Annotated in this window: 10 protein-coding genes; 4 read left to right on the top strand and 6 right to left on the bottom strand. The window is 64.3% G+C overall.

Annotation, left to right across the window (positions count from 1 at the left end):
- Positions 1–120: 120 nt before the first annotated feature.
- A complete protein-coding gene (dnaE, locus tag ADBZ9O_RS20110) occupies positions 121–3,663 on the top strand; it encodes a DNA polymerase III subunit alpha (protein WP_526524697.1) in 3,543 nt (1,180 codons plus the stop codon).
- Here the strand turns inward: dnaE and ADBZ9O_RS20105 are convergent.
- Positions 3,660–4,358, bottom strand: a complete 699-nt coding sequence (locus ADBZ9O_RS20105) for a hypothetical protein (RefSeq protein WP_526533318.1) — start codon at positions 4,356–4,358, stop codon at positions 3,660–3,662. The genes dnaE and ADBZ9O_RS20105 overlap by 4 nt on opposite strands.
- 72 nt (positions 4,359–4,430) lie before the next feature.
- Here ADBZ9O_RS20105 and ADBZ9O_RS20100 point away from each other — a divergent pair, with 72 nt between their 5' ends.
- Positions 4,431–4,814, top strand: a complete 384-nt coding sequence (locus ADBZ9O_RS20100; RefSeq protein WP_526524696.1) for an SRPBCC family protein — start codon at positions 4,431–4,433, stop codon at positions 4,812–4,814.
- Here ADBZ9O_RS20100 and ADBZ9O_RS20095 read toward each other — a convergent pair.
- Positions 4,811–6,193, bottom strand: coding sequence for a DUF222 domain-containing protein (locus ADBZ9O_RS20095; RefSeq protein ID WP_526524695.1), 1,383 nt, complete (start codon positions 6,191–6,193; stop codon positions 4,811–4,813). The two genes, ADBZ9O_RS20100 and ADBZ9O_RS20095, sit on opposite strands and share 4 nt — an antisense overlap.
- A gap of 114 nt (positions 6,194–6,307) precedes the next feature.
- Positions 6,308–6,535 carry a hypothetical protein gene (locus ADBZ9O_RS20090; RefSeq protein ID WP_526524694.1) on the bottom strand — a complete coding sequence of 76 codons (228 nt, stop codon included), beginning with the start codon at positions 6,533–6,535 and terminating at the stop codon, positions 6,308–6,310.
- Between the two features lie 90 nt (positions 6,536–6,625).
- Between ADBZ9O_RS20090 and ADBZ9O_RS20085 the strand changes: the two genes are divergently transcribed.
- Together ADBZ9O_RS20085 and ilvA are read left to right on the top strand one after the other, a co-directional pair.
- Positions 6,626–7,063 (top strand): nitroreductase family deazaflavin-dependent oxidoreductase, encoded by a 438-nt coding sequence (locus tag ADBZ9O_RS20085; protein ID WP_526524693.1) that lies wholly within the window; start codon positions 6,626–6,628, stop codon positions 7,061–7,063.
- 43 nt (positions 7,064–7,106) lie between these two features.
- On the top strand, positions 7,107–8,390 hold the full coding sequence (gene ilvA, locus ADBZ9O_RS20080) for a threonine ammonia-lyase IlvA (RefSeq protein ID WP_526524692.1): 1,284 nt from the start codon (positions 7,107–7,109) through the stop codon (positions 8,388–8,390).
- An 8-nt stretch (positions 8,391–8,398) separates the two neighbouring features.
- Here ilvA and ADBZ9O_RS20075 read toward each other — a convergent pair whose 3' ends face one another.
- The 3 genes from ADBZ9O_RS20075 to treY form a co-directional block, all read right to left on the bottom strand.
- Complete coding sequence (locus ADBZ9O_RS20075; protein WP_526524691.1) at positions 8,399–8,839, bottom strand: hypothetical protein; 441 nt, start codon at positions 8,837–8,839, stop codon at positions 8,399–8,401.
- Between the two features lie 66 nt (positions 8,840–8,905).
- On the bottom strand, positions 8,906–10,633 hold the full coding sequence (gene treZ / locus ADBZ9O_RS20070; protein ID WP_526524690.1) for a malto-oligosyltrehalose trehalohydrolase: 1,728 nt from the start codon (positions 10,631–10,633) through the stop codon (positions 8,906–8,908).
- Complete coding sequence (treY, locus tag ADBZ9O_RS20065; protein ID WP_526524689.1) at positions 10,626–12,914, bottom strand: malto-oligosyltrehalose synthase; 2,289 nt, start codon at positions 12,912–12,914, stop codon at positions 10,626–10,628. The genes treZ and treY overlap by 8 nt, the downstream gene beginning before the upstream one ends.
- Positions 12,915–12,916: the final 2 nt, after the last annotated feature.

Genomic DNA, 12,916 nt, shown 5'->3' with positions numbered 1-12,916 from the left:
TCAACCACGGCTGGCGATGCTGCCTCAAGGACACGCCGGGGCCGCCACGCCGAGACACACCAGAATCACCCCCGCCGCTAGCCCGGAGCTGTCGGTCCGCAGTCCTAGACTGTCGGGCCTATGGGTAATTCAGGCTCCTTCGTGCATCTGCATAATCACACCGAGTACTCGATGCTCGATGGTGCCGCGAAGATCGGTCCGATGCTCGCCGAGGCCCAGCGGCTGGAGATGCCCGCGATCGGGATGACCGACCACGGAAACATGTTCGGCGCCAGCGAGTTCTACACCAAAGCCACCGATGTGGGGATCACCCCGATCATCGGTGTCGAGGCCTATATCGCGCCCGGCTCCCGTTTCGACACCAAACGCATCCTGTGGGGTGATCCGGGACAAAAGAGCGACGACGTCTCGGGCAGCGGTTCCTATACGCACATGACGATGGTCGCCGAGAACGCCACCGGCCTGCGGAATCTGTTCAAACTTTCGTCGCTGGCCTCCTTCGAGGGGCAGCTGGGCAAGTGGTCGCGGATGGACGCCGAGATCATCGCCGAACATTCCACAGGCATCATCGCCACCACGGGCTGCCCATCCGGCGAAGTTCAGACCCGGCTGCGGCTCGGTCATGACAGGGAGGCGCTGGAGTCGGCCGCCAAATGGCGGGAGATCTTCGGGCCCGAGAACTATTTCCTGGAGCTGATGGATCACGGGTTGTCCATCGAACGCCGGGTCCGCGACGGGTTGCTGGAGGTCGGTAAGAAACTCGGCATCCCGCCCTTGGCCACCAACGACTGTCACTACGTCACGCGTGACGCCTCGCTCAACCACGAGGCGCTGTTGTGTATCCAGACCGGGAAGACGCTCTCGGATCCCAACCGGTTCAAGTTCGACGGCGACGGCTACTACCTGAAGTCGGCCGCCGATATGCGGCAGATGTGGGCCGAGATTCCGGAAGCGTGTGACAGCACCCTGCTCATCGCCGAGCGGGTGCAGTCTTATGCCGATGTCTGGAAGCCGCAGGACCGGATGCCGATTTTCCCGGTGCCCGATGGCCATGACCAGTCGTCCTGGCTGACTCACGAGGTGGATGCGGGTCTGCGGCGACGCTTTCCGGCCGCCGTCCCGCAGGAGTACTCCGATCGCGCCGCGTACGAGATTCAGGTCATCTGCGATAAGGGCTATCCGTCCTACTTCCTCATCGTCGCCGACCTGATCAACTACGCGCGCTCGGTGGATATCCGCGTCGGGCCCGGCCGCGGTTCGGCCGCCGGGTCGCTGGTGGCCTATGCCATGGGGATCACCAACATCGATCCCATCAAATACGGATTGCTGTTCGAACGGTTCCTCAATCCCGAGCGCGCATCGATGCCCGATATCGATATCGACTTCGACGACCGTCGCCGCGGTGAGATGCTCCGCTATGCGGCCAACAAATGGGGCAGTGACCGGGTTGCCCAGGTCATCACGTTCGGCACCATCAAGACCAAAGCCGCACTGAAGGATTCGGCACGGGTGCATTACGGCCAGCCTGGGTACGCCATCGCAGACCGGATCACCAAGGCGCTGCCGCCGCCCATCATGGCCAAGGACATCCCGCTCTCGGGAATTACCGATCCGACGCATGAGCGGTACAAAGAGGCCTCCGAGGTCCGCAGCCTGATCGACACCGATCCGGATGTCCGCACCATCTACCAGACGGCACGCGGGCTGGAGGGTCTGGTCCGCAACGCCGGTGTGCACGCGTGCGCGGTCATCATGAGCTCCGAGCCGCTGATCGATGCGATCCCGCTGTGGCGACGGCCGCAGGACGGCGCGGTGATCACCGGCTGGGATTACCCGTCATGTGAGGCCATCGGCCTGCTCAAGATGGACTTCCTCGGGCTGCGAAACCTGACGATCATCGGTGACGCGATCGAGAACATCAAGTCCAACAGGGGAATCGACCTCGACCTCGACGAGATTCCGCTCGACGATCCGGCCACTTTCGAACTGTTGGGCCGCGGTGACACCCTCGGTGTGTTCCAGTTGGACGGCGGACCGATGCGGGATCTGCTGCGCAAGATGCAGCCCACCGGTTTCGAGGACGTTGTCGCCGTCATCGCGCTGTACCGCCCGGGTCCGATGGGCGTCAACGCCCACAACGATTACGCCGACCGCAAGAACGACCGCCAGGCCATCAAACCGATCCATCCAGAGCTGGAAGGGCCGCTGCAGGAGATCCTCTCCGAAACCTACGGTCTGATCGTCTACCAAGAGCAGATCATGCGCATCGCGCAGAAGGTGGCCGGCTACTCGCTCGCCCGAGCAGACATTCTGCGAAAAGCCATGGGTAAGAAGAAGCGTGAAGTGCTCGACAAGGAGTACGAAGGCTTCGCCGAGGGCATGAAGGGTAACGGATTCACCGCGCCGGCAGTCAAGGCGCTGTGGGATACCGTGCTGCCCTTCGCCGACTACGCGTTCAACAAATCGCACGCCGCCGGGTACGGCCTGGTGTCCTATTGGACCGCATACCTCAAGGCCAACTTTCCCGCCGAATACATGGCCGGGCTGCTGACCTCGGTTGGTGATGACAAGGACAAGGCCGCGATCTACCTGGCCGATTGCCGCCGACTGGGCATCACGGTGCTACCGCCCGATGTCAACGAATCTGAACTCAACTTCGCCTCGGTGGGTGAGGATATCCGCTACGGCCTCGGGGCCGTGCGCAACGTTGGTGCCAATGTCGTTGCCTCGCTGATTAATTCGCGCACCGACAAGGGTAAGTACACCGACTTCTCCGACTATCTCAACAAGATCGACATCGCGGCGTGCAACAAGAAAGTCACCGAGTCGCTGATCAAATCGGGCGCGTTCGATTCGCTCCATCATCCCCGCAAGGGCCTGTTCCTCGTGCACACCGATGCGGTCGACTCGGTGCTCGGCACCAAGAAGGCCGAGGCGATGGGTCAGTTCGACCTGTTCGGGTCGGATGACAGCGTCGACTCCGGGGTGGATTCGGTCTTCACCATCAAGGTGCCCGACGACGAGTGGGACGATAAGCACAAACTCGCCCTCGAGCGGGAGATGCTGGGGCTCTATGTTTCCGGGCATCCGCTCAATGGGATCGCACACCTGCTGACCGCCCAGGTCGATACCCAGATCCCCGCCATCTTGGCGGGTGACGTCGCCAATGACACCCAGGTCAAGGTGGGTGGCATCCTGGCCTCGGTGAACCGCCGGGTCAACAAGAACGGGATGCCTTGGGCCTCAGCGCAGATCGAAGATCTCACCGGCGGTATCGAGGTGTTGTTCTTCCCGCAGACCTATTCACTGCACGGCGCCGAGATCGCTGATGACGTCGTCGTACTGGTCAGTGCCAAGGTGGCGATCCGTGATGACCGTATCTCGCTGATCGCCAATGATCTTGTGGTGCCGGACTTTTCCAGTGCGCAGGTAGATCGCCCGTTGGCGGTCAGTCTGCCTACGCGCCAGTGCACGATGGACAAGGTCACTGCGCTCAAACAGGTGTTGGCCCGTCATCCCGGTACCTCGCAGGTACATCTGAGGTTGATCAGCGGTGACCGCATCACCACGCTCGAACTCGATCAGTCCCTGCGTGTGACCCATTCTTCGGCGTTGATGGGTGACCTCAAGGCGCTGCTCGGGCCGGGCTGCCTCGGCGGTTAGCCCAAAACGTTGACGGCCCTGGCGAATACCAGGCCCAACGTCGACAGTGCCACCAGCGACTGCACCGTCATCATCAGTTTGGCCCACCGCGATAGCGGCATGGTGTCGGTGGGGGAGAACGCCACGACGTTGGTGAAGCTGACGTAGAGATAGTCGACGAAGATGGGCCGCCAACCGGGTTTGGCATTCGTCGGGTCCGACATCTGCGGAAAAAGGAAGTCCGGGTACGGCTTATCGCCGTCGATCCGGGCGAATGGGCCGCCGCGATCGAGTTCCCAGTACCAGATTCCGAACGCGATGACGTTGGTGATGAAGATCGCCGCACCGCTGCCCAGCAGGGTCTTGGCGTCGTTGCTCACCTCGCCGGCCAGGATGCGGTAGTCCAGGATGATCGCCGAGGCGGTGTTGTCGACGGTAATCGCCGCGGTCAGCGCGAAGCTGACCCATTTGCCGACGGTCGTGCGTCGTGACAGCCGTACCGGGTTGATCGCCAACAGCACGATCAGCAGGAGCAACTCCATGGCGACCAGCGGCCAGCGGGGCACGACGGTGTACTGCACGGGGATGGCGCGTTGCAAGACGATCGCCGCGACCAGGGCGAGCAGCACCGGTAGCCGGCTCTCCGGCGTTCCAGGCTTGAGCCAGGACGGGACGAGATGCTCGGCGTCGGATGCGATGTGTTCGGCGCGGCGCATGAACTGTTCCACCGGCGTATACGGCTCAGGATTGCCTGTCATCAGCTCAGTGTGTGCGCGAAAATAGCTGTCATGGGTGAGGACACGTTTGGCAGTTTCCTGGATGAATCTCGACACGTGAGCGCGTGGATCGACGCGTCACCGTCGGTTGTTTATCAATTCACGGCCGATCCCGCCAATCTGAGCAGATGGGTGGTGGGTCTTGACCTGGCGGACGTGGGGTTCGAGTTCGTGCCCACGAATACCTTCGGCGTGCTCGATCACGTGGTGCGACTGCCGGACGGTACGGCGTTCTACAACCCGATGCGAGTGCTGCCCGCAGGGAGTGGGCCGCGACGTTGTGAGGTGGTGTTCACTGTGCGGCGCCGTCCTGGCATGACCGATCAGGAATTCGACGACGACGCCGCGGCCGTCGAGCGGGATCTGCAGACGCTGCGCGGACTGCTCGAGGATTAGGGGTCGTCCTCGCCGGTCTGCTCGTCTTGGGGATCGGCGAGGAGTTCTTCGGGGTGGTGTAGTCGGTTGACTTGGGGTGGGCTGGTGCCGTCGGTCCAGGCCAGCCGTCCTTCGTCGGTGACGGTCGAGGTGTACTCGCCGCGGGCCTCGGCCTGATTGGTCGGCGGGCAGGCGAAGAACAGTGCGTTGGCGTTACCGGGGCCGCCGGGAACCCAGGCCGGGGCATGATGCACCTCGCAGCCATACCCAGGCACCGTGCAATTCGGGCCCGTACAGCCTCGGTCGCGGGCATAACAGATGATTCGCTGATCCGCCGTGGCCAACCGCTGCCCCCGAGCCAAATACAACGGCCGATTCGAATGGCCGTCGAACACCGCCAAAAACGGGATCGCCCCGGATGCCATCCGGAGAAAATCGCGCATCGGCAAGCTGGACCCGCCTCCGGTCACCGCCGGCGCCGGCATCGGTATCGACGGGTCGGTTGCGGCCTGGGCGGCCTGCTGCACCGCCTCCAGCGTCGTCGTCACGATCACCGTCACCGGCAACCCGCGGTGCTGACCCAAACTCCCGGATTCCAGCGCGGTCCGCATGCCCCAGGTGAATGCGTCATGGCAGCGCTGTGCTGGTGTGCGGGTGTCGGTGGCGGCATCGACCACGCTCTGGGCTGAGCCCGGTAGGTGATGCCCGGGCCGTACCGCGGCACTGATCGCCTCGAAATAGGCCCGCGCCTCCGGAGTCAGATGCCCGGACAGTGTGCTCATCCCGTCGGGGCCTTGGCGGCCCATCGTGAGCCCCCGGCGGGCGGCCCGGTCCCGGTCATCAAAATGCCCATCCGGGTTGAGCTTGGTATCGATCGCCCTACCGACTGCCGCCACGAACGCCGAATCCTGTGTGACAGCGTGCTGGACGAGTTTCTTCTCCGCCCACCCCCGGTCCGCGGCACTGACCACGCTCGGTAACCGGTTCAACGCCGACAACACCGCGCCGATATGGTCCTCACCCACCTGCCCGGCGGCCACCGCCTCGGCCAGTCGCGGTAACTCCGGGGCCAGCACCTCCCCAGCCAGGGTGCGTCGCGGACCAATCCGGGCGGCCACCGTCGCCCGGCGGCCCACCTCGCCCCGCGACACCCGCAGCAGCGTCGCCAACCGCTCCTTGATCCCCGGCCTCGCCGCTTCATCGGGTGGGTCGAACAGTTCCCCGACCATCCGATACGACAAACCCCGGTTCAACCGCTCCTGGGTTTCCAACCGGGCGGCAACTTCTACCCGAAACGCGTGCCCCACCAGATCCGTCGGGGTCGACCGCAACACCGCATACGCGTCATCAACCGCATTCAGAGCGGCGACCACACACTCCTGGGCTGATGACGGATCCATCCCCCAAAACTATTCGAACACCCGTTCGACCAACAACCCAAAAAACCGAGATTGTGGACGAAACTCCAAGTGGGGATAACTCAGTGAACGGCGCGATCAGCGCAGGAACCGGGGTCAGCGTTCGCGGTGGAAAATGCCGAGGCCGAGCCAGACGACCGTGGCAGCGCCCGCGCCGGCGAGGACTGCAGGCCCTGCGCTGGTGGTGACGGTGCCCACCACGACCAGGACCAAGAAGCCGAGCACGAGGGCCAGCACCTTGTAGGTGGGCCACTCCACGCCGGCGATCTCGATGCCGTCATTGGGCTGGGCGACGGCTGACCGGAACTGCTGGGCGGTGGTCATAGAACGACGATAGCTCGTAATGAAGTTTTCGGCTAGCCGAAACCACGAATCAGGCACATCAATTTCCGATAGCCGACCTAAGCTCGATTCATGCCTCTTACTGGAGATTATGAGCCCAGCACGTCGGACTGGGCTCGGGAAAACGCCGAAACCTACATGGCTTCCGGCGGCACCGCCGGCACCGAATTGAAGGGCCGTCCGGTCATCCTGCTGACCACGATCGGCGCCAAATCGGGCAAGATCCGCAAGACACCCTTGATGCGGGTTGAGCATGATGGCGAGTACGCCGTGGTGGCCTCGTTGGGCGGCGCGCCGAAGAACCCCGTCTGGTACTACAACATCAAGGCGAACCCGCAGGTCGAACTGCAAGACGGCGAGAGCACCAAGGATTATCAGTCCCGCGAGGTGTTCGGGGACGAGAAGGCCCTCTGGTGGGAGCGTGCCGTAGCGACGTGGCCGGACTACGCCGACTACCAGACCAAGACCGACCGGGAGATCCCGGTGTTCGTCCTGACGCCGGTGAGCTGAGCCTTCTCACCGCCCGTCCCGGGGCAGGTGGCACCATTGACCGGTGTCCGCTGAACTGAGCAATAGGCCCATGCCCGTGTCGCCGCTGACCGCGGCCGACATTGACGCGGCGGCTGAGCGAATTTCGGGTGCGGTCACCCAGAGCCCGTTGCAGTACAGCGACCGGCTGTCGCAGGCCGTCGGCGCCCAGGTTTTCCTCAAGCGGGAAGACCTGCAGGTCGTGCGGTCCTACAAGCTCCGCGGCGCCTACAACCTGCTGATGCAGCTCACGCCCGACGAGATTGCTGCCGGCGTCGTCTGCTCATCGGCAGGCAATCACGCCCAGGGTTTCGCGCTGGCCTGCCGCTCGATGGGCATCCACGGCCGGGTGTACGTGCCGGCGAAGACACCCAAACAGAAGCGTGACCGGATCCGCTACCACGGCGGCGAGTTCATCGAGTTGATCGTCGGTGGGGCCACGTACGACCTGGCGGCCGAAGCCGCCCGTGATGACGTCGCGCGCACTGGCGCCACCCTGGTGCCGCCGTATGACGACCTGCGGACGATGGCCGGGCAGGGCACCATTGCCGTCGAACTGCTCAACCAACTCGAACGGGAGCCCGACCTGGTGATCGTCCCGGTGGGAGGCGGCGGATGTATCAGCGGGATCACCACGTATCTGGCCTCGCGGACCACCGGAACGGCCGTGCTCGGTGTCGAACCGGCGGGCGCGGCCGCAATGGTCGCTGCACTGGCCGAGGGTGAGCCGGTGACGCTGCGCGATGTCGATCAGTTTGTCGACGGGGCTGCTGTGGCCCGCGCCGGTGCGCTGCCGTTCGCGGCGTTGGCTTCCGCCGGTGACATGGTGTCGATCACCACGGTGGACGAGGGCGCGGTCTGCACCGCGATGCTCGACCTCTATCAGAACGAGGGCATCATCGCCGAGCCCGCAGGCGCGTTGTCGGTAGCGGGTCTTCTCGAGGCCGATATTGCGCCCGGTTCGACGGTGGTCTGTCTGATCTCGGGTGGCAACAACGATGTGTCCCGCTACGGCGAGGTGCTCGAGCGTTCGCTGGTGCACCTGGGTCTCAAGCATTATTTCCTCGTCGACTTTCCGCAGGAGCCGGGTGCGTTGCGCCGCTTCCTCGACGAAGTGCTCGGCCCGAATGACGATGTCACGCTGTTCGAGTACGTCAAGCGCAACAACCGGGAGACGGGGGAGGCGCTGGTGGGGATTGAGCTTGGCTCAGCCGCCGATCTCGATGGCCTTCAAGCGCGGATGGCGGCCTCCGATATGCACGTCGAAACCCTCGAGCCGGACTCGCCGGTCTACCGCTACCTGACCTGACGCGCATGTCAGCCTGACGCCAACAGGTTCGGCGGAACGTGCACGACGGCGGTGCTATTGGCGCGGAAGATCGGTTCGAGCGGGATTTTGAATCGGGCTGCGGTATCGGTAAGCATTGTCGCCCAACGCTTATCGGCGTTGGATAGCGGACCGAACCCGGGGCGAGTCAACAGTAGCGCCACGGTGGCGCCGGGTTCGAACGCGTCGAGCACTCCACGCAGCATGTCGAAGAGCTCCTCGCCGTGGCGATCCTGTGGCGAGGCCGGGATCACGATTTGATGCAGCACTTTGATCAGGCAGCGGTCGGAGCCGATCAGGGTGAACCACAGCAACCGTTCGCCGAAGCCGAGCGGGCCCATCAGGGCTTGCCAGCGGCGGCACAGGTCGACGGTGGAATGCACCGGGTCTTCGGCGGTTTCGATGGGCGGTGGGCGATAGGGACTGGCCATACCGGGCATCATGGCCAACTCTGTGCCACGGCGTATTCCGTTGTCCACAGCCCCGCCGAGGCGAGGTTACGTGCGCAGGACCGTGAAGGACTGACCCGGCAGTGTGGTCTCGTGTTCCCCGACAGCCGGTGTGCCCCAACCGAGGACGACGTCGCCGGTCACCGGGACTGATGCTGGGGCCTCACCGAGATTGCAGGCCACGGCCAGCGCGCCGCGTTGCCACACGATCCACCGCTCGTCCTCGCTGAAGTCGACGGTCATGTGGTCCAACCAGAAATCCGCGAGATCGGGTTCGGTGCGCCGCAGCGTGAGCAGTTCTCGGTAGAGCCCGTGCAGTTCGCCATGTGTACCGGTCTCGACTTCGGACCAGTCCAGCTTGGATGCCTCGAAGGTCTGCGGATCCTGCGGGTCGGGCACATCATCGGCGTCCCAGCCATGTTCGGCGAACTCGGCTTTGCGGCCGTTGCGGGTGGCCTCGGCGAGCTCGGGTTCGGGATGGGAGCTGAAGAACTGGAATGGTGCGGAGGCAGCCCACTCCTCACCCATGAAAACCATTGCGGTGAAAGGGGTGAGCAGTGCCAGCGCCGCACTCACAGCCAACTGGCCGGTGCTCAGGTACGCCGACGGACGATCCCCGACGGCGCGGTTCCCGACCTGGTCGTGGGTGGTGGTGTACGCCAGCAGGCGGGAGCCGGGAATCGTCGCGGTATCCAGGGGCCGACCGTGGCGGCGGCGACGGAACGACGAGTAGGTGCCGGCGTGGAAATATCCGTTCTTGAGGGTGTGCGCCAGTGTCTCCACGGAACCGAAATCGGAGTAGTAGCCCTGCCGTTCGCCGGACACCGCGGTGTGCAGCGCATGGTGGATATCGTCGTCCCACTGTGCGGTCATCCCGTAGCCACCTCGTTCACGAGGGGTGATGAGGCGGGGATCGTTGCGGTCGGTCTCGGCGATCAACGACAACGGACGGCCGACGTGTGCTGAAAGTTCCTCGGTTTCGGTGCCCAGCTCCTCAAGGATGTGGAACGCCGTGGTGTCGACGAGGGCATGCACCGCGTCGAGGCGCAGACCGTCGGCGTGGAAATCTCGCATCCACCGCAAGGCACAGTCGATGATGTATCGGCGCACCTCATCGGAGTCGGCGTCGGCGATGTTGATGCCCTCGCCCCACGGATTACTGGCCGAGGACAGGTACGGCCCGAATTGTGGCAGGTAGTTTCCAGACGGTCCCAGGTGGTTGAAGACCGCGTCGATGAGCACGCCCAGGCCGTGCTGGTGGCAGGCGTCGATGAATCTGACCAAGGCCTCTGGTCCGCCGTACGGCTCGTGCACGGCGTACCAGAGCACGCCGTCATAGCCCCAGCCTCTGGTACCACCGAAGGCGTTGACGGGCATCAGTTCTACGAAGTCCACACCGAGATCGACCAGATAGGCCAGCCGTTCGATGGCGGAGTCCAGAGTCCCCGTCGGGGTGAACGTGCCGATGTGCAGCTCGTAAATGGCCGCGCCCGCACTGGATTTGCCCTGCCAGTCGCTGTCGGTCCAGGCCGCTGAGGCGGCGTCCCACAACTGGGAGCGCTCATGCACCCCATCAGGCTGACGGGCTGAGCGTGGATCGGGGAGCACCTTCGGGTTGTCATCGAGTACGAAACCGTAGCGGGCATCGGGTGCGACATCGACGACTGCGCGCCACCAGCCGCCGGCATCACGCGTCATCGGGTGCAGTGTGCCTGCGACGTCCAGCCGTACCAGTTCAGGCTTGGGGGCCCACACCGCGAATTCGTGCTCAGGCATCGGACCGCTCCAAAAGTGCGACGGGAAGTTCATCTAAAAGGTCGCCCAGTAGCACTGGTCCGGTGTACACCGCACCGGTCAGCAGGTCTGTCCAGCCGCCGCCAGGCAGCTGCAATGATGTGTCACCCCAACCAGTTTCATCCAGACGGGTGGTCCAGCGACTGGCGACTACCAGCACATCCTCGCCACGCAGGAAGGAGACCACGTGCTGAGCGGCGGCACCCTGTGCGAACACGGGGGTATAGCCACCGGTCAAGAAGGTGTCGGGTCGGCGTCGACGCAATTGCAGTGCCTCCCGGGTCACCCGGATCTTCGGATGGCTCAGGTTTGCCAAGGCGGCGCGGCGGGCCGCGTAGTCGACCGGGCGACGGTTATCGGGGTCGACCAGGCTGTCCTCCCACAGCTCGGTGCCCTGATACACATCGGGCACGCCGGGGACGGTGAGCGCGAACAGCTTCTGGCCGAGTGCGTCGCCCTGGGCATGCCGGTCCAACTTGCCCACCAGTGCGGTCAGCTCGGTGGCCACCGGCCCGTCGATCAGTGCGTCGATCCAGGTATGAACGGCGGCCTCGAACGCCTCGTCCGGGTCGTTCCACGTGGTGTGCACGGCCGCTTCTCTGATCGCTTTCTCGGCGTAGGCGTGCAGACGCTCACGCAGTTCTGGCTGGACCTTTCCGTCCGTGGGCCACACACCGAAGATGTTCTGCCACAGAAACAATCCCGTTGCGGAGTCGACGGCAGGCAGGCGACGAGCCCAGCCGTCAACCCACTCCGCCCACAGTGACGGCACCTGAGACAGCACCCCGATTCTGGCGCGCACATCCTCCCCGCGCTTGGTGTCGTGGGTGGTCAACGTCGTCATGGCGGTGGGCCACAGCCGGGCCCGGACAGCGGTGCGCTGATGGAACTCGGCAACGCTGACCCCGAAGCGCTCGGGTTCGCCACCGACCTCGTTGAGGGAGACCAGGCGCGCGTCGCGGTAGAACAGGCAGTCCTCCATGGATTTCGCGGTGACCGCCCCGCACAGCTGCTGGATACGCACGGCAGTTTCGGTGTCCACCGCCAGTGCCGCCGACACCAGCTGCAGTGGCTCGGCCAATGCGGGTGCATCGGAAACGGTTTCGGCGATCGCGGTGGACATCAGCGCCGAAAGGCCCAGGTAGTCGCTGCGGTAGACGCCGATGTGCGTCAGCAGCGCGGCCACAGCGTCCTGCAGCTGCGGATGGTCGACACCGACCGCGGCGACGATCGCGCGGTGCACCCGGGCCAGCTCACTGGACAAGGTGACGGTGGCGGACCCGATTTTGAGCTCACTCAGCAGGGCGGGCACGTCGGAGTAGGTGAACCCGGCTGCGTCGACCAGCTCGGTCAGCGCCTGCTTGCCGGTCGGGTCGACGAAGACCCCGCCGACCTCCCGTAGTGCGTCGTATCCGGTGGTGCCGTCTACCGGTAGTGATAGTTCCAGCGCCTCATCGACGGCCAGAATCTTCTCTACGACAATGTAGGCCTGCGGCCCGACGAGTTCACGGAGCAGGCCCAGATAGCCTGCGGGGTCGGATAATCCGTCCGGATGGTCAATGCGCAGACCGTCTACCAGGCCCTCGCTGAACCAGCGCTTGACCTCGATATGGCTGGCGTCGAAGACCGCCGGGTCTTCTTGGCGCAGACCGGCCAGCGACGTGATGGAAAAGAACCGCCGGTACCCACAGATACCGGACCGCCAACTGATCAGCCGGTAGTGCTGACGATCGTGGACCTCCGAACCGCTTCCGGTACCGGTACCCGCCGCGATCGGGAATGCCAGATCGCCGAGGCGCAAAATATCGCCGTCCACGGTCAAACCCGTGACGTCGTCGTCAGAACCCAGTACCGGCAACACGATTCGACCGTCTGGATCCAATGACCAGTCGATATCGAAATACGATGCGTAGGCAGAATCCCGGCCGGATCGCAGGACATCCCACCACCACGGATTCTGCTGGGGATCATCGACACCCACGTGGTTGGGCACGATATCCACGATCACCCCGAGCCCGCGCGCCCGCGCCGCCGCTGACAGCGTGGCCAACCCCTCGGGGCCACCGAGCTCAGCCGATACCGATGTCGGATCGGTCACGTCGTAACCATGAGTGGAGCCGGCGGTCGCCGTCAGGATGGGGGAGAGGTAGATATGTGAGACGCCGAGGTCGTCGAGGTAGTCGACGAGCGCCACGGCATCGTCGAATCGAAACGCGTCACCGCGCATTTGCAGTCGGTACGTCGACAGCACGGGGGAAACCATTG

Source organism: Mycobacterium sp., assembly GCF_965229105.1.
Lineage (GTDB): Bacteria > Actinomycetota > Actinomycetes > Mycobacteriales > Mycobacteriaceae > Mycobacterium.
Note: the sequence above shows the minus strand (reverse complement) of the source record. Positions and strands in the feature narration are given on the sequence as shown.